The sequence below is a fragment of the uncultured Nostoc sp. genome, assembly GCF_964245575.1.
Classification (GTDB): Bacteria; Cyanobacteriota; Cyanobacteriia; order Cyanobacteriales; family Nostocaceae; genus Nostoc.
The window spans coordinates 1-22,471 of record NZ_CAXTNP010000125.1; the positions used below are offsets into that span (position 1 = coordinate 1).

Annotated in this window: 23 protein-coding genes and 2 pseudogenes; 10 read left to right on the forward strand and 15 right to left on the reverse strand. The window is 41.6% G+C overall.

Annotated elements, in window-relative coordinates:
- Nucleotides 1-31: 31 nt before the first annotated feature.
- The gene (locus ACFFAP_RS20030) at nucleotides 32-802 is read left to right on the forward strand and encodes an ATP-binding cassette domain-containing protein (protein WP_375512871.1); all 771 of its coding nucleotides are present in this window, start codon (nucleotides 32-34) and stop codon (nucleotides 800-802) included.
- 154 nt (nucleotides 803-956) lie between these two features.
- Here the strand turns inward: ACFFAP_RS20030 and ACFFAP_RS20035 are convergent, their stop codons facing one another.
- Entirely contained in the window at nucleotides 957-1,727 is a 771-nt protein-coding gene (locus ACFFAP_RS20035; RefSeq protein WP_375512851.1) for a response regulator transcription factor, read from the reverse strand.
- Nucleotides 1,728-2,312: 585 nt separating this feature from the next.
- Here ACFFAP_RS20035 and ACFFAP_RS20040 point away from each other — a divergent pair.
- Nucleotides 2,313-2,561: a DUF6761 family protein gene (locus ACFFAP_RS20040; RefSeq protein ID WP_196523077.1), complete on the forward strand. Its 249-nt coding sequence runs from the start codon at nucleotides 2,313-2,315 to the stop codon at nucleotides 2,559-2,561.
- Nucleotides 2,562-2,915: 354 nt separating this feature from the next.
- On the opposite strand, the gene grxD is transcribed toward ACFFAP_RS20040, so the two are convergent.
- The 8 genes from grxD to ACFFAP_RS20080 form a co-directional block, all read right to left on the reverse strand.
- Nucleotides 2,916-3,242, reverse strand: a complete 327-nt coding sequence (gene grxD / locus ACFFAP_RS20045) for a Grx4 family monothiol glutaredoxin (RefSeq protein WP_375512852.1) — start codon at nucleotides 3,240-3,242, stop codon at nucleotides 2,916-2,918.
- A gap of 89 nt (nucleotides 3,243-3,331) precedes the next feature.
- Nucleotides 3,332-3,589 carry a BolA family protein gene (locus tag ACFFAP_RS20050; RefSeq protein WP_375512853.1) on the reverse strand — a complete coding sequence of 86 codons (258 nt, stop codon included), beginning with the start codon at nucleotides 3,587-3,589 and terminating at the stop codon, nucleotides 3,332-3,334.
- Nucleotides 3,590-3,824: 235 nt separating this feature from the next.
- Entirely contained in the window at nucleotides 3,825-4,430 is a 606-nt protein-coding gene (locus ACFFAP_RS20055) for a hypothetical protein (RefSeq protein WP_375512854.1), read from the reverse strand.
- A gap of 160 nt (nucleotides 4,431-4,590) precedes the next feature.
- Nucleotides 4,591-4,728, reverse strand: coding sequence for a hypothetical protein (locus ACFFAP_RS20060; RefSeq protein ID WP_375512855.1), 138 nt, complete (start codon nucleotides 4,726-4,728; stop codon nucleotides 4,591-4,593).
- Between the two features lie 528 nt (nucleotides 4,729-5,256).
- The gene (locus tag ACFFAP_RS20065; protein WP_375512856.1) at nucleotides 5,257-6,015 is read right to left on the reverse strand and encodes a lysophospholipid acyltransferase family protein; all 759 of its coding nucleotides are present in this window, start codon (nucleotides 6,013-6,015) and stop codon (nucleotides 5,257-5,259) included.
- A 111-nt stretch (nucleotides 6,016-6,126) separates the two neighbouring features.
- Nucleotides 6,127-6,612, reverse strand: coding sequence for a tRNA adenosine(34) deaminase TadA (tadA, locus tag ACFFAP_RS20070; protein ID WP_375512857.1), 486 nt, complete (start codon nucleotides 6,610-6,612; stop codon nucleotides 6,127-6,129).
- Between the two features lie 179 nt (nucleotides 6,613-6,791).
- Complete coding sequence (gene grxC, locus ACFFAP_RS20075; RefSeq protein WP_375512858.1) at nucleotides 6,792-7,106, reverse strand: glutaredoxin 3; 315 nt, start codon at nucleotides 7,104-7,106, stop codon at nucleotides 6,792-6,794.
- A gap of 56 nt (nucleotides 7,107-7,162) precedes the next feature.
- A complete protein-coding gene (locus tag ACFFAP_RS20080) occupies nucleotides 7,163-7,735 on the reverse strand; it encodes a DUF981 family protein (protein WP_375512859.1) in 573 nt (190 codons plus the stop codon).
- Between the two features lie 340 nt (nucleotides 7,736-8,075).
- On the opposite strand from ACFFAP_RS20080, the gene glpX reads away from it, so the two are divergent.
- From glpX to ACFFAP_RS20100, 4 genes are all read left to right on the forward strand, one after another.
- Nucleotides 8,076-9,113 carry a class II fructose-bisphosphatase gene (gene glpX / locus ACFFAP_RS20085; RefSeq protein ID WP_375512860.1) on the forward strand — a complete coding sequence of 346 codons (1,038 nt, stop codon included), beginning with the start codon at nucleotides 8,076-8,078 and terminating at the stop codon, nucleotides 9,111-9,113.
- 241 nt (nucleotides 9,114-9,354) lie between these two features.
- Entirely contained in the window at nucleotides 9,355-10,641 is a 1,287-nt protein-coding gene (locus ACFFAP_RS20090; protein WP_375512861.1) for a glutamyl-tRNA reductase, read from the forward strand.
- A gap of 92 nt (nucleotides 10,642-10,733) precedes the next feature.
- Entirely contained in the window at nucleotides 10,734-11,294 is a 561-nt protein-coding gene (locus ACFFAP_RS20095; RefSeq protein WP_375512862.1) for a metalloregulator ArsR/SmtB family transcription factor, read from the forward strand.
- A 46-nt stretch (nucleotides 11,295-11,340) separates the two neighbouring features.
- Nucleotides 11,341-11,931, forward strand: coding sequence for a Uma2 family endonuclease (locus ACFFAP_RS20100; protein WP_375512863.1), 591 nt, complete (start codon nucleotides 11,341-11,343; stop codon nucleotides 11,929-11,931).
- Between the two features lie 88 nt (nucleotides 11,932-12,019).
- On the opposite strand, the gene ACFFAP_RS20105 is transcribed toward ACFFAP_RS20100, so the two are convergent.
- The 3 genes from ACFFAP_RS20105 to ACFFAP_RS20115 form a co-directional block, all read right to left on the reverse strand.
- On the reverse strand, nucleotides 12,020-12,595 hold the full coding sequence (locus tag ACFFAP_RS20105; RefSeq protein WP_375512864.1) for a Uma2 family endonuclease: 576 nt from the start codon (nucleotides 12,593-12,595) through the stop codon (nucleotides 12,020-12,022).
- Between the two features lie 251 nt (nucleotides 12,596-12,846).
- Entirely contained in the window at nucleotides 12,847-13,629 is a 783-nt protein-coding gene (locus ACFFAP_RS20110) for an ABC transporter ATP-binding protein (RefSeq protein WP_375512865.1), read from the reverse strand.
- Nucleotides 13,619-14,752: a branched-chain amino acid ABC transporter permease gene (locus ACFFAP_RS20115; RefSeq protein ID WP_375512866.1), complete on the reverse strand. Its 1,134-nt coding sequence runs from the start codon at nucleotides 14,750-14,752 to the stop codon at nucleotides 13,619-13,621. Before ACFFAP_RS20115 ends, ACFFAP_RS20110 begins: the two co-directional genes overlap by 11 nt.
- Nucleotides 14,753-14,949: 197 nt before the next feature.
- Here ACFFAP_RS20115 and ACFFAP_RS20120 point away from each other — a divergent pair, with 197 nt between their 5' ends.
- The 3 genes from ACFFAP_RS20120 to ACFFAP_RS20130 all read left to right on the forward strand — a co-directional run bounded on the left by ACFFAP_RS20120 (nucleotide 14,950) and on the right by ACFFAP_RS20130 (nucleotide 17,156).
- Entirely contained in the window at nucleotides 14,950-15,147 is a 198-nt protein-coding gene (locus ACFFAP_RS20120; protein WP_334744016.1) for a hypothetical protein, read from the forward strand.
- Nucleotides 15,148-15,200: 53 nt separating this feature from the next.
- Nucleotides 15,201-15,458 carry a cytotoxic translational repressor of toxin-antitoxin stability system gene (locus tag ACFFAP_RS20125; protein ID WP_375512867.1) on the forward strand — a complete coding sequence of 86 codons (258 nt, stop codon included), beginning with the start codon at nucleotides 15,201-15,203 and terminating at the stop codon, nucleotides 15,456-15,458.
- Nucleotides 15,459-15,569: 111 nt separating this feature from the next.
- Nucleotides 15,570-17,156, forward strand: a complete 1,587-nt coding sequence (locus ACFFAP_RS20130; RefSeq protein ID WP_375512868.1) for a glucose-6-phosphate isomerase — start codon at nucleotides 15,570-15,572, stop codon at nucleotides 17,154-17,156.
- Between the two features lie 288 nt (nucleotides 17,157-17,444).
- Here the strand turns inward: ACFFAP_RS20130 and ACFFAP_RS20135 are convergent.
- The 3 genes and pseudogenes from ACFFAP_RS20135 to ACFFAP_RS20145 form a co-directional block, all read right to left on the reverse strand.
- Nucleotides 17,445-18,815 (reverse strand): annotated as a pseudogene (locus ACFFAP_RS20135) (DUF1802 family protein).
- Nucleotides 18,816-18,825: 10 nt separating this feature from the next.
- Nucleotides 18,826-20,697: pseudogene (locus ACFFAP_RS20140) on the reverse strand (hypothetical protein).
- A gap of 38 nt (nucleotides 20,698-20,735) precedes the next feature.
- Entirely contained in the window at nucleotides 20,736-21,413 is a 678-nt protein-coding gene (locus ACFFAP_RS20145; RefSeq protein ID WP_375512869.1) for a hypothetical protein, read from the reverse strand.
- A 338-nt stretch (nucleotides 21,414-21,751) separates the two neighbouring features.
- Here ACFFAP_RS20145 and ACFFAP_RS20150 point away from each other — a divergent pair, with 338 nt between their 5' ends.
- Nucleotides 21,752-22,249: a hypothetical protein gene (locus ACFFAP_RS20150; protein WP_375512870.1), complete on the forward strand. Its 498-nt coding sequence runs from the start codon at nucleotides 21,752-21,754 to the stop codon at nucleotides 22,247-22,249.
- Nucleotides 22,250-22,471: the final 222 nt, after the last annotated feature.

A 22,471-nucleotide genomic window follows, 5' to 3' on the forward strand; every position in this document is an offset into this window, starting at 1 on the left:
CTGCTTCCCCATCTCCCCACTCCCCACTCCCTTGAATACAGCAACCACACTCAAGCTAGAGCAAGTTAATCTGTTTACAAAGCTGAAAACCCAACTTCCAGGCAATCAGCAAGGATACCCCATATTGCAAGATATTTCCTTGGAAATATTCCAGGGCGATCGACTGGCAATTGTAGGGCCAGTAGGTGCTGGGAAAACTTCGTTATTACGCCTCCTCAACCGCCTCATTGAACCCAGTAGTGGCAAAATCTATCTAGAAAACCAAGAATATCGCCAAATTCCTGTCATCCAGCTACGCCAAATGCTTGTACTTGTATTGCAAGAATCGAAACTGTTGGGGATGACAGTTGGGCAAGCCTTGGCTTATCCTTTAGTTTTGCGTGGTTTGTCCAAACAGACAATTCAGCAACGAGTCAATCACTGCACAGAACAACTGCACATTTCCAATGAATGGTTGGGGCGAACTGAGGTGCAACTTTCTGCTGGACAACGACAACTAATAGCGATCGCTCGTGCTTCAGTCATCCAGCCTAAAATATTATTATTAGACGAGCCAACCTCTGCCCTTGATGCTGGTACAGCTTCTCATCTAATGCAAGTCTTAACCCAGTTGAGTCAAACTCATCAAACCACGATTTTGATGGTAAACCACCAACTGGAACTAGCCCAGATGTTTTGCACTCGGTTATTACACCTACAGCAAGGTCATTTATTGGCAAATCAAAGAGTCTCTGAAATAAACTGGGTTGAATTACGAGAAAGTTTAATTCAAGCAGAAGCTAAAGACGATTTTGGATTTTAAATTTTGAATTACTCAATCGTCATTGGGCATTGGGCATTAAGAGTGCTGAATGCTGAGTTAGGAGTTAAGAGTTAAGAGTTAAGAGTTAAGAATTGTCCCCTTGTCCCCTCATCTCCCTCATCTTCCACTCCCTACTCCCTACTCCCTATTCCCATCACACACTACTACTAAGCGTTGAACGTTGATTATTAAATCTTTCTCTAGCTAACTTTGTTGTTTGTGATTGTGAAATATTGGTATTCAAAATTTCCATGTTAAAACGGTATCCTACATTGCGGATAGTTTGAATCAAGTTGGGTTGGCGAGGATCAAGTTCAACCTTTTTCCGCAGCGATAAAACGTGAGTATCAATGGTACGAGGGTTATCGATAGCGTCAGGCCAAGCACGGCGCAGCAATTCTGACCTACTCAGAGGCACTCCCCCAGCTTGTGCCAAAACGTACAGCAAACTGAATTCTTGGGGGGTTAAGTCAATGAACTCCCCCTGGAAGCGGACACGGCGCTGAACTAAATCGATTTGCAAAGTGCCATAATCCAAATAAGCTGGTGCTGTAGGTGTGCGCTTCCGGCGAATTAGTGCCTCTACCCGTGCCAAAAACTCTTGCATACCAAAAGGTTTGCTCAGATAATCATCTGCACCCGCCTTTAAACCTGCGACGATATCACCTTCACTATTACGGGCAGATAGCATTAAGATTAGAGGCTGCTGCTGACGATGCAACCAACGACAAAACTCGATGCCATCACCATCAGGCAAGTCTGCATCCAAAACTACCAGTGTTGGTTGATGGCTTAAAAATACTTCCCTTGCTTGATAAATGCTGGCAGCTTGATGCACACGGTATTCCAGTTGTTGCAAGTGCCAACCCAACAACGACCTCAGATGGGGATTCCCCTCAATGATTTCTATACAAACCGAACCCACGGTGGCAAGACCCCTTAGCGTCGATGACTTTCAAAGTAACAAGCCCATCTCTAAGGTTTTGTAGCCTTTGTTACTTCAATAGCGATTAACTTTACATTTCCTCATAAAAGAGTGGCAATATCTTTGAATTTATGCCTTGCCGAAGGCGATTAGAAATATTATTAAATTTTTATTAAATTTATCGAAAGTCTTGTTAAACTTATAAAAAGTTCTTCTAGCTTAACATTCTGCTTTTAGATGGATATCATCTTGCCAAAAACTATAGCCTAAGCAGATAGCTATTACCACAACAGTTTCTTAGCCTGATGATAAAAGTGGATTCTATAATTGCAGAAATTAGTCCCTACACCCACGAATATATCACCAATACAATTGGGCTGTTTACTATGAAAATCATAAAAAGAACTTAGCAGATAACTAGAATCGATGTTTTCTGGAATAGGATTAAAGTAGCTTGTAGCTGCTAGGAGGATACTGCCGAAAGTAGATGTATTGACTTTGAGTTGATGCCAAAGTGAAATTACACTTCACATTTGAGCGTGAATCATTTACAATTCTCATTCCAAAGAGATTAATACAGCAGTTATGCTCCAAGACACACAAAGTATCCGCTATTACCAAAGACTCACCGACGCCTTCGTCGAGTTATGGAATCGCGGTTATCGCACGGATGATATGCGGATGTATTTGGATGGATATCTAGCCGCACTAAGACATGGCAACATTCTTGAACCTTTTCTGATTCATCGCTTAGAAGAGGAAGCCAGCCGCTACTTGTACGATGGATCAAATTTTGCAGTGCCACAACCACAGCCACAACACGATTACTACTAAGTACTATTTACCTAGTCGTTGATAGTAACCGTTAATTACCGCAGATAATTATAGCATATTATCTGTATTGGTCAACTGGTACCGTGGTGTGAGATTTTGGAAATATTGTATTGTATTGATAAAACGCATCCCCTCAGACCTATATTGGTCTTGCCAATCCGACTGAGGGGATTTTTGACTAGCCCTGAAATCAATTCCAACACAGATTAAGTATTTTTTTCATAAACCCATAAAAAAACCCTTGAAAGGGGAGATACTATTTCTCTGACCTTTCAAGGACGTTAAAAATGGCAAATTGCCTTGATCGCAAAGCGCAAATTTAGCAGCATATCCTCTGGTTTGCGTAAAGAAATATTACGACGAGGCTAGTGCTACTTCTACCCTTTCCTGCAATTCACCTTTTTGGTACAGTTCAATCAAAATGTCAGAACCGCCAAGGAATTCACCATCGATATACACTTGGGGAATTGTCGGCCAGTTAGAGTATTCTTTAATTCCCTGGCGGATTTCAGAGTCTGAGAGAACGTCAATTGTCTCGAAGGGAACTCCCAAGGTATTGAGAATCTGCACAACGTTGTTGGAGAAACCACATTGGGGCATTAACTTGTTTCCCTTCATGAAAACCAAAATCTTGTTCTGTTGTAGCAAGTTATCAATTTTCTCTTTGAGTTCTGGTGTCATGGTATTTGTGTTTCCTATGTTACATTCAACAATGACGAGTGAGAAGTTAAAAATTCATAACTCCTAACTGCTAATTCCTAACTCTATGTTTACGAAGCTGGTGTTGCTTGCCAAGATTCAGGAGTATATGTTTTTACTGCCAAGGCATGAATTGCTTCAGTTGACATAGCTTGCCCCAAAGCACCATAAACTAACTGGTGCTGTTGCACTAGTCCCTTGCCTGCAAAGTGCGATGAAACTACTGTTACCTGATAGTGGTCACCGCCACCAGTCAAGTCTTGCACCTGAACCTGGGCGTCTGCCAGTTCCGCCTTGATCATTGCCTCAACCTGCTGCGGACTAATCATCGCTATTCCTGAAAAAACTTACTTTTCTATTATTAACAGATATGGAGCAATGCCTGTGCCAAGTTCAGGTTTTGGCAAGGCTAGAAATAAACGCACCTCTGAGGTGGATTTTTGAGGACGATCGCTCAAAGCTACGGCAGATAATCCTATCCTAGCACTAGGACATTCTCAAGCTGCTGCTCAGGGAGAGGGGGAAATCGGGGAGATGGGGAAAAACAGACAAGAAAAATTTAATTTATTTTTTTGGGGATGAGGAAGATGAACTACCACCTTCTCTAGGATAGGGAGAATCAACAAAACCCAACTCAAACAACTGTTTATAGGCTTTCTTACCTAAATCCCGCGTCGGGTTTTGACTCTTAATTATTTGAATCAACAACGGTACAGCTAATTCTGGCTGATTTTGTGCGCGATGTACCAATGCTAGCTGAAAGGTGGCTTCATCTCGCTTTTGCGCTGTTACTAGAGCTTTTTGACGCTGAGAATCAGAAACTCTATTGTCAATTCCCGAAAAGCTAGAGTTTAATTCTTGATAAAAATTAGATAGCTGATTATAAACCTGGCGTGCTTCTTGCAGTTTCTTAGCAGCTAAGGGGTAGTTTTGAGCAGAAACGGCTTGATCTGCCTCTTTCACTAAGCGATCGCCACCTTCAATGCTCAAAAGGCTGTTACTTTGGGTTATGGGGCGCAGGTTATTAGGATCGTTGGGGTCAATGGGTTGTGGGCTAGTAGTGCCTGGTGACTGTGATACCTGAGCATTCACAGGTGATAGCAGGCTGAGGACTGCTATGACTGATAAAAGAGTACGGCGCATCAAGGTAACAGCTACAGCAGTGTTCATGGGGTCAAGTAGTGCAACGACTATACAGAAAATTTATGGAAACTTCGGGTATCTTAACTCTGTTTTGGTCTTGGACAAAGCAAAGCTGCATCCTAAGTTTCTTTGATTTAGACTGAAAATCGGTTTAATAGAGTTCCCATGCCCCTGTATACTAATTAACTCAAATCGTCGTTATCAGCGATCGCGTTAATTCCTCTGATTTTTTAATCATTGGTTTACCAGCAAGCAGCTTGGGAGTAGTTTGACAAGGCGCTGGCGAAAAGTTGATTTGAGAAAAGGATTTAGACTGCTTCACCATCTGTCTTGCTACCGACTTTGCAATGCTTTAATTATCTCAGGTTGAGTAGGATATTCGGCACGAGAATCTTTCCAGGCTGCTTGAACTATTTGCGATCGCTTTCAGCAGGCGTGAAACGCCATCGCACCAAACTATTTAAACATGGCGATGTCCACAGTCCGCGCTTCCCAAAATTTTGTTTTTACCAGTCATGGTTACAAGATCAGGGTAAATCTAAAGGCTTTCATTTAACTCTCTGACCAAATAGTAAGAATATTTATCATCAAGCAATTCAGTATTTTCGAGACAATTATGAGCTATTGGCTCAAAAAAATGCCAATTTGGCTAAACATCCCGTTAATAGAGGGTAATCTATATGTATACATCCTCAAAGGTTCCAAAATAGCACTAAGATTTTGTGACTTACTCAGGGTGAATATAGCAGTTAGCAATTAGTGTCAAACCTTGAAAATGTCCAGTTCCTTAATCATGCACGGTTAATAGTCAATGGGTAAGAGCCAGCCTTGGGACTCTTGACGTTTGACGAGATCAAGTATTAGTAATTTCTGCAAATGCGCGATTAGTAATTTTTGTTTCTTGATGACTTAATTGTTGCAGTGCCTTTGCTAAATCAGTTGTGATGCTTTTGGCATCTTGTTTTATACAGCCACTCATGTAATCCGTTACTCTGATTGCGGAGCCAATGTGAATGCTCACATCTGTACCCCAATTTGGATAAGGTTGGCTGTAATTAATGCCTATGGGTATAATTTTCACTCCCAGATCAGAATGACTAGATTCAGCACTCAAAGCAAGACGAGCAATTCCAGCCTTCAATTGGTGAACTTGGCCATCACGAAAAATGTTACCTTCTGGAAAGATAACCAAGGTTTTTTTCTGCTGAAGTAGCTCAACTCCATGTCGCAGCGTGCGGATTGACGGATGCTTAGAATTTATCGGAAACCCCCCCAAACGTCGGACAAACCAGCCTTGCAAACCTTGGCATTCGTCAATAGTCACCATAAACCTCAGGTCTTGTTCGCTCCGACAATTAGCGGTAGCGTAGGGTACGATCAATGCATCCCAACGCGCCCGATGAGTAGGCGCGAAGATCACAGGCCCAGTTGTAGGGATATTTTTTTGTCCGGTTATTCTAATTTGCCCAAAGAATAATGGTAATAGGCAGTGACGCCCTAATAAATATGCCAGAGGACTTAACCAAGGAGAAACCCTTGAGGTAGTAGAAGCTACCTGAGGATTTGCTGCTGGATGCTGGCAGGTATCGGATGAAGAGTAAAATTCCATCATGACGGATGCAGCTGATTGACGGGTAAAATTAACGAAAAGTCTGATTAGTTACACCGTAGATTCTCTTGCGTGACTTGTCTGGTACTAGATGGACAGTTCTACCTCTGTCTGTTAGTTTACCTGATACCGCTTAGTAGCAAACCAAGCCTGTAATTGTTCACGACAAGCTGACTCTAGAACGCCTCCGATTACCTGTAAGCGGTGATTAGAAGCAGCGCTATCGGGTATGTTAATAACTGTACGAATTGCGCCAGTTTTGGTATCGTCTACTCCATATACAAGTAGGCCTAAACGCGCTTGGACGATCGCACCTGCACACATCGGGCAAGGTTCGAGAGTTACGTAGAGGGTGCATTCATTAAGATGCCAATTTTGTAAAGTTTTTGCAGCCGTCTTGAGAGCGAGAATTTCCGCATGAGCGGTAGGGTCTTTGTCACGCTCTTTTCTGTTTTCTCCTTGTGCTAGCAATTTGCCTGTCGAATCAATGATAACAGCACCTACAGGGACTTCACCTGTATCACCTGCTGCTTTTGCTAGTTCTAGGGCAGAACTCATCCATTGTTGATGTATAAGATATTCTGTATACTTAGTTAACATCCTCTAATCTATATAAAGATTTCAACATATTTTATCGGGTGGTCGCCCGTGGATGAGCGACACGCTCATCGAACCATAAAAAAAGTACATAGCCCGCAAACTATAAGTCTAGGGCTATAACAAATCAAAATTCTTAAATTTAGCATCATCAAGCCAACCATTGGGGGCTAATCCTATTGTTAAATAGTGGCTTGGGCTAAAAGGGGATCGAGTTGACTTTGTGTATCTAGTTGATAAAGATCATCACAGCCGCCAATGTGCTGGTTATTGATAAAAATTTGCGGTACACTACGGCGTCCGTTAGCGCGTTCTGCCATTTTAGCTCTGGCTGCTTCGTCGCCGTCGATTTTATATTCGGTAAAATTTACACCTTTCCACCACAGCAGCATCTTGGCACGAATGCAGTAAGGACAAGTAAGCCAAGTGTAAAGTTCGACGTTGGCTTTGACTCGCTCTGGATGGCGATTTAAAAGGGGATTAAGAAAGTCCAGCATATTTTCTTAAGCAAGGTTTTAACTATTTCTCTAGCCTAGATCATTGCTGGCATTGATTACGGCATTCGGGCTGGAACCCACTTTTGGAAACCCTCTAAATGACTCCAGTAAGCCAAATATCCAGTCAATGCCCAAATTAGAGCGGCTACTATCAGCACTGCTACGCCAATTAGTCGCCAGGTTCGATTGCTTTTCCAATAGAGAGTCGGCGCTGCAAAAATACCAGCTAATCCGGTTAAAATAAAGCCGATTCCTGACAAAAGCGGTTGTTTTGTTAAATTCAGGTTGATGATGCGGATACCCACCACGATCGCAACTACACCAGCAAAAAAACCGTAAATTGCGATTGTCAATAAATCCCAACCCACAGACAGGGCGATCGCAGCTGCCACAAACAAGATTCCAAATAAGACACTTGTTTCACCGAAGGCAATGTTAAAGCTACCCATTACTGGCCAGGTGAAGCTCATGTGTAAACCAGTTGTGAGTGCGATCGCACCTGTAATCCCGAAACCAGGAATCCACTGTCTTTGATTAGAACTATCTATACCACGATACACATAGTCAGCCAGTAGAAATAGCCCAGCTACCATATTGATCAACATTAGTGTGATGTAGTCGATAAACACGATTAACCTCTTAATGTCATTCTGGCTTGCTCTTTAGTTTTGAGTAAACTCACCAGCTTTTTTTCTTTATTATTTTATACCTAAAGATAAACACTGAAGAAAAGCAATGTTCTAGATATACACTGCTATCCATTTGTGCCAGTTCAAAACTTAGTTACTTTTGAACACGCTTGATGCTGGAATAGTTATGATCAAAAAACAATGTCACAAATGGCACTTTTTTAACGAGTTAGCAGTAAAACTTAACTTTCTTCCAGGTGTATCCGCCCTTTGGTAGACTTGAAGACTGAAATAGCCAGATAAAGCGGCAGAAATTCAAGCAGTTGAGAGGGCAGACTCTGTGGAAAATTCACTTGGTTTAGAAATTATTGAAGTAGTAGAGCAAGCCGCGATCGCATCCGCAAAGTGGATGGGTAAAGGCGAAAAAAACATCGCTGACCAGGTAGCTGTGGAAGCTATGCGGGAGCGGATGAATAAAATCTATATGCGTGGTCGCATTGTGATTGGGGAAGGCGAACGCGATGACGCGCCTATGTTATACATCGGGGAAGAAGTTGGTATTTGTACTCAACCAAATGCCGAAGCTCTCTGTAACCCTGATGAATTAATTGAAATTGACATCGCCGTTGACCCCTGTGAAGGTACGAACTTGGTAGCTTATGGACAACCTGGTTCAATGGCTGTGTTGGCAATTTCTGAAAAGGGTGGATTATTTGCTGCTCCTGACTTTTACATGAAGAAGTTAGCAGCACCTGCCGCAGCTAAGGGCAAGGTAGACATCAACAAGTCAGCAACAGAAAACCTCAAGATTCTCGCTGAGTGTCTAGATCGCTCGATTGAAGAACTTGTGATCGTGGTCATGAAGCGCGAACGTCACAACGATTTAATTAAAGAAATCCGTGAGGCTGGAGCGAGAGTTGCCCTAATTTCAGATGGTGATGTGGGTGCAGCCATCAGCTGTGGTTTTGCTGGAACTAATATCCACGCGCTGATGGGTATCGGTGCGGCTCCTGAAGGTGTAATCTCGGCAGCTGCAATGCGTGCTTTGGGTGGACACTTCCAAGGTCAACTGATTTACGATCCAGCAGTCGTAAAAACAGGTCTGATTGGAGAAAGCAGAGAAGCCAATATCGATCGTTTAAAGTCTATGAATATCAATGACCCTGATAAGGTCTATGATGCTCATGAATTGGCATCTGGTCAAACTGTTCTGTTCGCTGCTAGCGGCATTACCAGTGGTAATCTGATGGAAGGTGTACGTTTCTTCAACGGCGGAGCTAGAACTCAAAGCTTGGTAATTTCTAACCAATCGAAAACGGCTCGATTTGTTGATACAATTCACATGTTTGGTGAACCCAAGACTCTCCAATTGAACTAATTTTTAGGGAATGGGGAATGGTAAAAGTAGGGGTGAAGTATTTGGAAATAAATCTTTCTATAAAATGGAAAAATAGTCACCAAAATGCTTCATTGTTACACTAGTTAGTAGTTAGTATTTAGTGATTAGTTATTGTTTATTGGTTGGAAAAACTATCAACCAATAAACAAAAATTCCCCATTCCCTATTTCTCACTCAATGCCCTATTCTCAACTACCAACTAGTAACTACGATTTAGCAAATGAATATAGCAGTGGTGGGGTTAAGCCATAAAACAGCCCCAGTAGAAGTCCGGGAAAAACTGAGCATTCCAGAACCACAAATTGAAAGTGCGATCGCTCAACTGGCCAGCTATCCCCATATTGACGAAGTTGCAATTCTTAGTACTTGTAACCGCCTGGAAATTTACATTGTTACCAGTGAAGCAGACCAAGGTATCCGGGAAATAACGCAGTTTCTTGCAGAATACAGTAAATTACCCGTGCTTTCTCTGCGACAGCATTTGTTTATGCTGCTACATGATGATGCAGTGATGCACGTTATGCGGGTAGCAGGTGGTTTAGATAGTCTGGTACTCGGAGAAGGTCAAATTCTGGCTCAGGTGAAAACTACTCACAAACTGGGACAGCAATATAACGGTATAAAAACCATTTTGAATCGATTATTTAAACAAGCGCTGACAGCTGGTAAGCGGGTTCGCACTGAAACTAGTATTGGTACTGGCGCTGTCTCTATTAGTTCAGCTGCTGTAGAGTTAGCGCAGCTAAAAGTAGCAAATTTAGCAGCTTGCCGAGTGGTAATTCTGGGTGCTGGTAAAATGTCGCGGCTGCTGGTGCAACACCTACTTTCTAAAGGTGCTGTGGAAATTAGTATTGTAAATCGCTCTCGCGATCGCGCCCAAGAATTAGCAAAGCTGTTCCCTCAACAATCGATCAAAATTCATCCAATATCGGAAATGATGAGCGTAATTGCCGATAGTGATTTGGTGTTTACAAGTACTTCAGCAATAGAGCCAATACTTGACCGTGCCAAATTGGAAATGGTTTTAGAAGTTCAGCGCTCTTTAATGTTGTTTGATATTTCTGTGCCGCGTAATGTTCATGCGGATGTAAATGAATTGGCTAATGTGCAAGCGTTTAATGTGGATGATTTGAAGGCAGTAGTAGCGCAAAACTACGAAAGCCGTCGCAAGATTGCACAGGAAGCCGAGCGACTTTTAGAAGAAGAAGTGGAAGCCTTTGATATTTGGTGGCGCTCTCTTGAAACTGTTACCACTATTAGCTGTCTGCGAAATAAAGTCGAAACCATCCGCGAACAAGAGTTAGAAAAAGCTTTGTCGAGATTGGGTTCGGAATTCGCGGAAAAACATCAAGAAGTAATTGAGGCATTAACACGGGGAATTGTCAATAAAATTTTACATGACCCGATGGTGCAATTGCGATCGCAGCAAGATGTGGAAGCCAGACGGCGCTGTATGCAAACTTTGCAAATGTTATTTAACCTTGATGCAGAGGAACAGTTTAGTTAAATTGAACAACAAGTAAGATCCCCTACTCATTGATCTGAGCTTTTCAATTAGATATACTTCTAATTAGATACGTGTCTAATTAGAAGTTAGTTATGCAACCAGAGCAATTTAACATTTTACTCCGCTTTTTCAAGGCATTAGCGGATGATAGCCGATTGAAGATTGTAGGTATTTTGGGGAATCAGGAGTGCAGCGTCGAAGAATTGGCGGTGCTACTGCAACTCAAGGAACCGACGGTATCTCATCATTTAGCGAAACTTAAAGAGCTAAATTTGGTGACAATGCGCCCTGAAGGTAATAGCCGTCTGTACCAGTTGGATAGTGAGGCTTTGCAAAGCATTAGCAAGGAAATTTTCACACCTGAGAAAATAGCATCCTTGATTGAGGATGTGGATACTGAGGCTTGGGAAAGCAAAGTATTGAAAAACTATTTCGAGGGCGATCGCCTCAAAGAAATTCCTGCTAGTCGGAAAAAGCGTCTAGTTATTCTTAAGTGGTTAGCAAACCAGTTTGATGTAGGAGTCAACTACCCTGAACGCTTGGTAAATGATATTCTCAAACGCTACCATATTGACTGTGCAACCCTGCGACGGGAGTTGATTGCTTGCCAGTTAATGCAGCGAGAGAATGGGGTTTATTGGCGTATAACATAGATATGAAAGATGAATAAGCAACCGCACAATTATAGGTCGTATATTTATGCAGTTAGAAACACAAAAATTATATTACACACCTGAAGAGTATTTAGAAATTGAAGAAAAGGCAGAATATAAAAGCGAATATCGTGATGGAGAAATTGTACCGATGACGGGTGGCACTACAAATCATAATAAAATTGCAGGCAACTTTTATGCTTATTTGAAGTTTGGTTTGAAAGGCAAGAATTATGATGTTTATATTGATGATGTGCGTTTGTGGATACCCCGTTATCGTCAGCAGACATATCCTGATGTGATGGTGATTGAGGGACAACCTATTTATACAGGAACCAGCACAACAACGGTTATGAACCCGATGTTAATTGCTGAAGTTTTATCTAAATTGACTAAAAATTATGACCAAGGCGATAAGTTTCTTTATTATCGTTCTATTCCAGAATTCAAGGAATATATTTTAATTGACCAATATCAGTATCACGTAATGCAGTATATAAAAACTGCGGAAAGTCAATGGTTATTTACTGAAATTGAAGATGAATCTGCAACTTTATCACTGCAAACACTTGATTTTCAAATTGAATTGCGCGACCTTTATGAGCAAGTCAATTTTGCAGAAAATAACGAAGATTAAAAAATAAACCTCTGATTCACCCCGGATGCTGATTCATCCAACAAAATTCACTTGAAATTGTTTAGCGAGTAGCTACCAAAGTTCTTCACTAAATTTGTGTTTCTTCCTCGGTAAAGATAGGAGGCCACAATTCAGTAACAGGCAATTCCCAACCAGGAAAAAGTTCTGGTATCGTTAAGATATCGCCATCTTTTAAAACTGTCGGTTCGCTTGTAGAGCGATAAATTGTAACTGTCTCTTCATCAGGATCAATCAGAATGCCGACGATCGCTCCTAGTTCTATAAATTTCAGAATTTTGGCTGCTATAAGTTTAATTTTATCGCTCTGAGATTTAATTTCTACCACCAAGTCAGGGACAAGTTCTCCAAAGTAACGAGGACTTTGGAGAAGTCGGGAAGCCCGAACAAAAGAAACATCGGGTGCTTTGAGGTTTGTATCTGGCATGATGAAACCGCCGGCAGAATCAAATACTCTTCCCCAGCGACGAGGATTTATCCAAGCAAAGAGAAAGGCGATCAGACGACTACTGATTTCGCTGGATACAATATCTGACGGGCCCATAATTGAAATTTTCCCATTTTCGAGTTCCAGCTGGTAATCTAAACCTGCTTCGGTAAAAGCGGTTTGAACTTGCTCTAAATCTCTGAGTGTCATCATTGACATAAAAAGCTTTTTCCACTTAAATGTGCAACTCGATTTTAACAAGAGCCAAATTTCAGAAGATTTGACACCGTGTGCGACTTTCTCTCAAACCGATTTAAACGTAATAAGCTGTTTTACATTTAAATTGCATAAGCTGGGCGGGCAAGATGGCCACCCCACAAGAGTTATGTTTAATTCGATTATGCAAATTAGATGTTTTTTAGCTTATCTATTACCCAATATATGGTCAGTAGAAACTTCAAAGCACAGTATTATTTTCCTAGATACGCCTCTAAAACTTTGGGATTAGTTTGAATTTCTGCTGGCGTACCGTCGGCTAAATTCTGTCCTTCGGCAAGTACCCAAACGCGATCGCACAAGGACATAATCACATCCATATTGTGTTCAATAATCAAGAAAGTCATGCCGTCTTGGCGGTTCCAAGTGATAATGCGATCGCAAATATCATCAATCAGTTTCGGATTCACCCCAGCCGCCGGTTCATCCAACAAAATTAACTTGGGATTAGTCATCAACGCCCGTCCCATTTCCAGCAGCTTACGTTGTCCACCAGACAAGCCACCAGCATAATCGTCTGCTTTTTTTGCCAACCCTACTGATTCTAATAGAAACATTGCCCGCTCTTGCAGTTGCTTTTCTTCCTTAGCTACAACGTGCGGTTGCAACTGCACCTGCCAAAAATTTTCACCAGTTTGTTTTTGCGCCGCCAGCAGCATATTTTCTAACACCGACAACCGGGAGAGAGTCCGTGCAACTTGAAAAGTGCGGATTACCCCCTGTTGGGCGATTTGATATGGTTGCAAATTGTGAATCGGTTCGCCGTCAAAAATCACTCGTCCTTTATCTGGGCGAATGAAGTTTGAAAGTAAGTTAAATAAAGTAGTTTTACCAGCACCATTGGGGCCAATCAAGCCCGTAATGCTGCCTTTAGCAACTTCGATTTTCGCCTCATTAACTGCTTTGATACCACCAAAGCTTTTAGAAAGTCCAGTAGCTACCAAAAGGGGAAGTGGTGATGAATAGTTATTTACCAAGGGTGAGTTCCTCCTTTTTCCCTAGAATACCTTGAGGTCGCCAAATCATCAGTATCATCAAAATTAGTCCGATTACCATGATCCGAAATGCACCCAAACGAGCTTCATCAAGGGTGACGATTCTGGGTAAAACTTCCCGCGTCAGCGCATCGTAAGCAAAGAAAATTACCGCACCTAAGATTGTGCCAACGTTATTACCAGAACCACCTAAAATCACCATAATCCAAGTGTCAAAGGTGATCTGCGGTTGGAAATTATCAGGGTAAATGGCGCCCAGTTGCCAAGCGAAGAAAGCACCGGCGATACCTGCGATCGCACCCCCTAACATGAGAGATTGTAATTTATACCAAAAGACATTTTTTCCCAGCGCCTTGGGAATTTCTTCATCTTCACGGATGGCTTTGAGAATTCTACCCCAAGGCGATCGCACCAAAATTTCTAAGCGCCAGTATACAAATGCTAAAACCAACAGCAGCACCAGCATTAAACCCGCTTTTGGGTTGTAATTATACAATCCGATTACCCCAGAAATATAAATCGCTGCTGCCAAAACTGCTAAAACAATTCCCACACCCAAACGTGATGCAAATTCTTGTTTGCTAGTTGTCCTTTTGCCTAAATCAGTAGTCCGAGATATTTGGGTGGTGCGAATCCATCGCCACAACGTAAAGAAAGTTACAGCAGCCAGCAGTGTCAAAAGTCCAATCATCACAAACCTGACAAACAAATTCGGCTCTGTGGATAGGGGTATAGGATAACTTTGCACACCAAACGCCCCAGAAATCCAGGTGTCACCCACAGGTAATTCCTGGTTATTTACCACCAAACGAATTAATTCGCCCGTACCAATAGTGACAATTCCTAGATAATCTTCCCGTAAGCGGAGAGTTACAAAACCAATTATCAAACCCAACAAGGCGGCGACAATTGCCCCAGCTACTGCCGATATCAGTAAGGGTACGCCCTTTAAGCTTAACAATACGGTTGTATATGCGCCAAGGGTCATAAAAGCAATATGACCAAAGTTAATTAACCCCGTAAAGCCCCACTGTAAATTGAGTCCTAATGCGAATAGAGCAAAAAGTGCTGTAGAAATTGCTAAGAAAATGAGATAGTCAACCATGTTTTGGAATGGGGAGTGGGGAGTGGGGAATGGAGAGTGGGGAGTGGGGAATGGGGAATAGTTATTTTCCTTGTTCCCCTACTCTCTACTCCCTAGTTTCCACTCCCTAAGCGAATAAATTTTAGCGTAGCTTGAGCGGAGCTAATTTTTGGGAATACTATTTATTGTTGGTGTTTCCAGTAAGGAATAATTGACGTATGAATTTGCTGCGACTGAGAATGCATCACTTAATCGAGCAGTTAGGTGATGACGATTTGCAAGATATTTGGGATGTTCTCGAAGCTTTACATTATGACTTTTATATGCTCAAAGCGATACAACAAGTCAAGCGATCGCAGCAACCGTGGGATATCTTAACCCATGAAGAAGCGGTAAGATTGTTGATGTTTTTCTGATTCAGCAGCGCTTTCTTTTCTGGCCCCTCAAGTTTTGGTTAAGGTAACGCCTAGTGAGTCTGGAAATGCGCTATGCAAGGTCTTTTTTGCTAGACCTGAAGAATTTAGAACCTGCGGCCTACGAGCGGGTGTATGATTTTGTGTTTACTGAGTTAACCCAAAAGTGGCAGTTGAGCGATTTAAAAGAACTGCGACAGCTTGATAGTGAAGGCATTTTTCACCGCTTTACCCTCGATAATTACTTGATTGGTATAGAAATCAGGGGTGAAATTGTGAAATTTCTGCGTGTCATCCCTATGCCAGATGTTTAAAGTGAAGAGTCAAGGGAACACTTAAAACTGTAAACTGTATAAGGCTAGGCAGGGATCGCTATAACCTTACATTAAACTGGTTTTGAAAAACACTTTATTTGAGATTTCCCTATGGATGCTAGGGCACTTTGGCAACGATACCAAAACTGGTTATATTTCCACGAGGGATTGGGACTGTACTTAGACATAAGTCGAATCCGGTTCGATGATGCCTTTGTGGATTCGTTGCGGCCGAAGTTTGACAAGGCGTTTGCGGATATGGCTCAACTGGAGAAGGGTGCGATCGCAAATCCTGACGAGAAGCGCATGGTTGGACACTACTGGCTGCGAAATCCTGATTTAGCGCCAGCTCCAGAACTTACACAAGAAATAGTCCAAACCCTAGAACAAATCGAAGCCTTTGCGGAAAAAGTCCAAACAGGTGCTATTCATCCTCCCAGAGCAAGCCGCTTCACGGATATTATTTCCATTGGCATTGGTGGTTCCGCCCTCGGCCCCCAATTCGTCGCGGAAGCCCTTGCTCCTGATTTCCCGCCCCTGAAACTTCACTTTATCGATAATAACGATCCGGCAGGTATTGATCGCGTTATCAATTATCTGCGAAATAGCCTCGCCAGCACTTTGGTATTGGTGATCTCCAAATCTGGAGGAACACCGGAACCTCGTAACGGCATGATTGAAGTTAAAAAAGCCTACGCCGGACACAATTTGGAGTTTGCTCAATATGCGGTAGCAATTACCAGCGTTGATAGCAATCTCGATAAACTGGCCAAAGACGAAGGTTGGCTAGCCAGATTTCCCATGTATGACTGGGTAGGAGGACGCACCTCAGAAATGTCTGCTGTGGGGCTAGTACCAGCCGCATTACAGGGCATTGATGTTCAGGCCATGCTAGATGGCGCAAAAGAAATGGATGACGCTACCCGCGTCCCAGATGTGAAAAATAACCCCGCAGCCTTGCTTGCTTTGTCTTGGTACTTTGCTGGTAACGGAAAGGGCGAAAAAGATATGGTTGTCCTACCTTACAAGGACAGCTTATTTTTGTTCAGTCGCTATTTGCAACAGCTGGTGATGGAATCCTTGGGCAAGGAAAAAGACTTAGACGGCAACGTTGTCCATCAAGGCATTGCCGTGTATGGCAACAAAGGCTCAACAGATCAACACGCTTACGTCCAGCAGTTACGCGAGGGTGTAGCGAATTTCTTTGCTACCTTCATCGAAGTGTTGGAAGATCGTCAGGGGCCATCTACTGAAATAGATCCGGGAGTTACATCAGGCGATTATCTTTCCGGTTTTCTCCAAGGAACCCGACAAGCGCTTTATGAAAATCACCGCGATTCGATTACAGTCACGATTCCCCAAGTTAACCCCCGAACTGTAGGGGCATTAATTGCTTTGTATGAACGTGCTGTTGGTTTATACGCTAGCTTAGTCAACGTCAACGCCTACCATCAACCAGGCGTAGAAGCTGGCAAAAAAGCTGCCGCCTCCATTCTGGATTTGCAAACACGAGTGGTAGCAGTACTACAAAAAGAAAAAACTCCCCTTTCTCTTGACGAACTCGCCGAAAAAGCAGGCGCATCAGAGCAAGTTGAGGCAATTTACAAGATTTTGCGTCATATCCATGCCAATCAGCGAGGTGTGGTTTTGCAAGGTGATCTTCAGAAACCCGGCAGTTTAACCGTTTCTGCTAGCTGATAGCTCTAGTCTAAATATCACATTTTGTCTATAATTGTTGTATCAGCAACAATTTTTTATTGTGAAGCATCCTAGATAGAAGTTTTATCTTCCGTCTTGGATGCTTCACTATATAATTCGTAATTCGTAATTTGTAATTAAGAGGACTTTTAAAACATCCTGTTAATTACGAATTCCTGGTTCTTATGCTCTTGGGGCGGGCTACGCCTACGCACTTCAGTTATTTTGAAACGAACCGCCAAGATGCAAAGAAGGCAGAGGAAAGAAAAGATATATATTTTACTATCTTTAGTTAATGGGTAAGTCACGGAGAAAGTAAAAGCGATCGCTATTCCAATCACTGCCTTTTATTCGTCCTAAATAGCCTGTTAATGGTGAGGAAAGTTCTATCAGAATTTCGTGCATTTCTGCTGTTCTTATTGGCTGTGGCGGATGTGAGCTGAAATAAGCGCCGTGTAAAGCTTCAACACCAGCAGATTGTATACCTGAGTTTTCTAAATAGTTTTTGACAAGCTGGATAATGTGCGAACGCAACTTTATAGACTGTCTCACTTTATCGATATAAGTATTAATCTTATCTTCAGCCAAGCCAAAAGGAGCTTGTTGTAAACACTCTTTTAGTTCTAATAAGTTAATAGAATTTTTGTAGTGTGCTTGCAGTTCAACTAATTTTTGTAGTGTTTCAGGGCTAATAACATTCATTTGATTTTCGGTAGCTGTTCTTAAGGCGTAAAAATTTAGTTCTCCGGCCGCTACAATTAATTTAATAGAATTGTCATATTGAAATTTACCAAGATGGTTCATACCTATTTTTAGTAACTGTGCAGGTGTACCATCAGTAACTTTTTCAGTCTTAGTGGCCTTGCACTCTCCTACTATTGGATAAGGTTGTTCAGCATAAAAATCTATACCTCCTGCGCCACCTGTTGCATCTGGATTCAGACTTGAACCTGTAAAGCCTAATTTTAGTCCCCTACGAACTAATTTTTCAAATGTATGTCCGTCGCTAGAGTTTCCAATTTCAGCAATTTTATGAATCCAAGGTAAGTCTAAATCTAATGAATTGGTTGGTTTATCCTTACTCCAACCTAAGAATACTTTGATATCATCATCTAATTGTTTCGCGGCTGGTTGGCTAATGGTAAGGGATGCGATCGCACTCTGCAATTCTTCCAATTCAGGATGTAGCGGGGGTTCTAGCTTTTCTAATTGGCGTTTGCGTTCAGTGAAGGTGCGATCGTTTAATACAGGTTTGGCTTCAGAAACCGTTAGAGAATTAGGTAAACTAACAATTTTCCCTAGCTTTTCTTGAATGTTGGGATTGACTGATATTTCTTGTAACTGAGGTAACTGATAGACGCGCAAGTAAGCTAGGAAAAGATACTGTTGTTTTTATAGTATTTCCTTTAATCCTTTTGGTGTCCATATCGTTAATTTAGACAAAATATCTAATGGCTTAGTCTCGTCTAAAATTTGGCAAAGCTCACATTTAGCCCAAGCTTTAATTGAAACTGAAGAGTCAGTAGGATAAAGTGCAAATCTTTGCCCAGGACGAATAAACATCTTGGGTAAAGCTGCAATTGTTCGCCCCTGTATTAAAGCTTCAATGTCAGGGACGGGTAAACACAGCGCTGTTGGAATTGAAAACTGCTGATTCATTTATAGTTAGCTATAGATTTAGGTTGATATTATCAGCATTAGCAACACTTTGAGGAATACTAATAGGTAATTTATCATCAGTTAAATTATCAGGTACTTGCCTAGAAGGATCACTTAAAATTTCTCGAATCAGAGGATTGTTAATTGCTAGCTGTTTCTGTTTAATAAAGTCAAAAATTTGTTCTTCTGTTAATTCGTAACTTATACAGTTATAGTAAAGAGATGAGATAGCTAAAAGAGGTTTAATATCTTCCTTCTGTAACAGTACCCATTCTCCACCTCGCTTTTTCAAAAGAATTCTCAAACATTCTTGAGGTACTGAAGCTCCCTGATTAATTTTCTTTGAACGAACTAAGCAACCACGAGTTAGATCAAACTTTTCGTATTCAATTAGTCTTTTTAATGCTGCACCTATAAATTTTCCACCGGATTGTTGAATAACAACTACTCCTATCTTAACTTTTCCATTATTACCAACAATTCTGAAATTAAGATATCCTTGATCTGCTTTATTGGCTAAAATGTCCTCGACCTTTTCAACTTTTACTTTTTCTACTTCTACTGTGTATTTAGCTAAACTAGCGAATGCTACTCGTAAAGCAGCAGCAATTGCCACTTCATCTTCTATCATGAAATCGATCGCAGTATCAACATTTACTACTGCTGCCTTAAAGTGTGGTTCAACCGGATGGATATTTTTAGCTTTATCTGGATCAGTCAAAGTAAAATTCTCTGCACACCATTTCAAAACTGATCTAACAGTAGGTCTTTCTTTCCCAAGTTCTCTGAGTTTAGTTTCATTAAATGGGTAAAGAGGATGAGGTGGGATTTGTTGATGTTCCTCATAAAAATCTTGTAACCATTGGCTGACTAGAGCAACGATATCATCAGAATTGAGAAAGCTTAATTTTATAGGCTGTCTGTCAGCTTGCTCACTTACTAATCTATCTATAACTGCTTCAGCTTCTGGTAAAGCCTTGATTTGGTCTTCCCAGGTACGAGGATACATTGCTAACAGTAAAACACCTTGTTTAAGACTGTTATATAAATCCTTAACTAAGTTTGCAATAACTTGTGCAGCTAAAAATCCGTTATCAGCAGCATCTGCAATATCTAATTCGTCAAAACAAATAACTGGAACTCTATAATAGCTAGTGATATCTAGAATTTGACGAACAGTGCTTAATGCTTCAGCTTCTCTATCCTCGCTTTTAGGATTTGGCAACCCCATTGCTTCAGCTTGTGATTGTGCTAATTCCAAACCAGATAACCAATAACTTGCATAATTAATATGGACTGGAGAAAGTGTCCACAAAATTGCTTTCACTATGTAAGGATTGGTTAATTCGGGCTTGACTTTCAGAACACTTTCTGTTAAATGAAATATCGCCTTAGTTGAGTGTTTATTCAACCAACCTGGATACATACTAATATACTGTTGAGGCGTATATTTCCACTGTTTTGCTTCGTTAATTAAAGCTGCTGCAATTTCCTGCCATTGCATTACTTTTTGACTACCAAAAGCTCTGAGACTAGATGCGACACTTTGCCGAAATAGAGACTTAATTTGATTTAAGTTATCATATTTACTCATATAAATAAATAAGCTGCTATCTTCTGTCTGTAATCGGTGGCGAATCCGACTAATAATATGACTTTTCCCTAACCCTTTCTCTGCTGTAATTGTGATACCTACAGTTTCACGTTTTCCTTTACTGACTTGATCAACAGCATGAAAAACTGCATTAGAAGCATGAGCATTAATTGAGGGAACATCAGGAAAACTTTTACCCTATATTTGCGGTGGCCTGACAACAATATGGCCTGCAAATGGATTTTGATTTTTAATCAGATCATCAATGGTAGATGTGGTAACAGTCATAGTATTGTGAAATTAATGTGTGAGGAGTCAAATAAGGTTTAAGGTTTTAGGCGTGTGGCGTAGCAGCGTAATCCATCTAATTCTGTAGCTACCGAATCTTCAATTTTGTTGGGTGCGCTGTCTTCTACACTCCCGCCTTGTAGTTGCAAAATATCGTCGGCTTGTGTTTCCAGCAGCCAATCATTAAACTCTGTACGACTCACCCGATCGCCAATTCCTCTTCTAATGCGGTAAATTGGCACCAGATTATTAAAGTTGTACTCATAGTTCAGCTTGTCGTAGACTTCCAACGCAACAGATTTAAACTCGTCGTAAGATGCGATTCCTTTAGAAAGCTCCGCTAACGCACTCTTGCCATTCACTGGTACATCTGCACCAGTTACCGCCACATCAATCTGATTAATCCACTTCACCAACGCATTCGCCGCCCAAGTACCGACAATCGTCCCTTCAAACTTAAAATCGCCACTTCTCAAACCTTCACCCAACACCTCTAAACCCTTGTCAGATGTCAGAGAGTATCCTTTTTTGGAGATTGCGATCGCACCTTGATTCTGTAATTCCTCTAATATGTCTGGATAACCTGCGACCTTTTTGCCCTTAGATTTCATTCGGTCACTTAGTTGACCTTTCTTAACTTCCTGCTGCGTTCCTCCCAAATCCCACAAAGCCAAAAGGAGACGAGTTCTAGTTTGGGCTGTTTTTTGTGATGTCATATTGAGTGTACTTTTTGGCAAAGAGCATCATAGTAACTGTATCTTTTTAATTTATTTCCTCGGAAAAAATAACCGAGAAATTGCTGAAGATTTCCGCGTTTGGGCTAAATTGATTAATTAAAAAATCAACAATATATTTCCTTAGGATGAATGCAGTTTCTCTCAAAGGCAGGATGGAATACTTGCGAAAATCGCTCATCATAACAGTGAAACGCTGTAGCTGTGCAGTTGTAAATTGAGTTGTAGATGTTTTTTCATTCCACGCGAAATAACAGGAATTCCAACTTTGTTTTTGCAACAGCAAGGCTTTTAGCAAATACAGGTGATGATGAAATGCCATGAACACAATATATAAAGAACGTAAAATAGTTTCGCGTCTATTTGCAGTGCTGCTTTCGGCATTGCTAACCGTACCCTTGCTGAGTAGCTGTGGAGGTGGTTCCCGAAACGCTTCAGTACCACCACCTGTTGATGATAGTGTTGGTAGAACAGTCAGCGATCGCAACGCTAGAAACCAACCCGACGAAGCTAAGAAGGGCTTGGGTACAGGGCAAAAAGTGGCACTTTTGGCGGGAGCTGCGGCACTTTACTACATGTACAACCAACATAAGAATGCTTCAAAAGAAGGAGCGCAAGGTAAGTACTATCTTTCCAAGAACGGGCGTGTATACTACCGCGATGCTGAAAATCGCGCTCACTGGGTAACTCCACCATCAGAAGGAATTCGAGTGCCGGAATCTCAAGCACAACAATATCGGCAATTCCAAGGCTATAACGGGAGTTCTTCAGGTCGCGATCTAACTGGTATAACTTCATCCGCAGCTCCAGCACTCTAGATAGCAAAGCGTGTGTAAATAAGAAAGCGGGTTTCCCGGAGGATAACGCCGATCGCGCACGTCGGAAACATGAACTTAAATCAGGAGACAGATTATGGTAGATGAATTTTTCCGAAAGGCGAAAGATTTACTTTTGGGATCAAACAGCGATCAAGCTGAAAAAGATGCCGAATTGCGCGGTCGCAATGTCCGTCCAGCCAGCGAAGATCCCTACGGCGACCC

Coding starts and splice junctions, on each gene's coding strand:
- ACFFAP_RS20040 (WP_196523077.1), top strand. CDS start 2,313: ATGCTCCAAGACACACAAAGTATCCGCTATTACCAAAGACTCACCGAC.
- grxD (WP_375512852.1), bottom strand. CDS start 3,242: ATGACACCAGAACTCAAAGAGAAAATTGATAACTTGCTACAACAGAAC.
- ACFFAP_RS20050 (WP_375512853.1), bottom strand. CDS start 3,589: ATGATTAGTCCGCAGCAGGTTGAGGCAATGATCAAGGCGGAACTGGCA.
- ACFFAP_RS20055 (WP_375512854.1), bottom strand. CDS start 4,430: ATGAACACTGCTGTAGCTGTTACCTTGATGCGCCGTACTCTTTTATCA.
- ACFFAP_RS20060 (WP_375512855.1), bottom strand. CDS start 4,728: ATGGTGAAGCAGTCTAAATCCTTTTCTCAAATCAACTTTTCGCCAGCG.
- ACFFAP_RS20065 (WP_375512856.1), bottom strand. CDS start 6,015: ATGATGGAATTTTACTCTTCATCCGATACCTGCCAGCATCCAGCAGCA.
- tadA (WP_375512857.1), bottom strand. CDS start 6,612: ATGTTAACTAAGTATACAGAATATCTTATACATCAACAATGGATGAGT.
- grxC (WP_375512858.1), bottom strand. CDS start 7,106: ATGCTGGACTTTCTTAATCCCCTTTTAAATCGCCATCCAGAGCGAGTC.
- ACFFAP_RS20090 (WP_375512861.1), top strand. CDS start 9,355: ATGAATATAGCAGTGGTGGGGTTAAGCCATAAAACAGCCCCAGTAGAA.
- ACFFAP_RS20095 (WP_375512862.1), top strand. CDS start 10,734: ATGCAACCAGAGCAATTTAACATTTTACTCCGCTTTTTCAAGGCATTA.
- ACFFAP_RS20100 (WP_375512863.1), top strand. CDS start 11,341: ATGCAGTTAGAAACACAAAAATTATATTACACACCTGAAGAGTATTTA.
- ACFFAP_RS20105 (WP_375512864.1), bottom strand. CDS start 12,595: ATGTCAATGATGACACTCAGAGATTTAGAGCAAGTTCAAACCGCTTTT.
- ACFFAP_RS20115 (WP_375512866.1), bottom strand. CDS start 14,752: ATGGTTGACTATCTCATTTTCTTAGCAATTTCTACAGCACTTTTTGCT.
- ACFFAP_RS20120 (WP_334744016.1), top strand. CDS start 14,950: ATGAATTTGCTGCGACTGAGAATGCATCACTTAATCGAGCAGTTAGGT.
- ACFFAP_RS20130 (WP_375512868.1), top strand. CDS start 15,570: ATGGATGCTAGGGCACTTTGGCAACGATACCAAAACTGGTTATATTTC.
- ACFFAP_RS20145 (WP_375512869.1), bottom strand. CDS start 21,413: ATGACATCACAAAAAACAGCCCAAACTAGAACTCGTCTCCTTTTGGCT.
- ACFFAP_RS20150 (WP_375512870.1), top strand. CDS start 21,752: ATGAACACAATATATAAAGAACGTAAAATAGTTTCGCGTCTATTTGCA.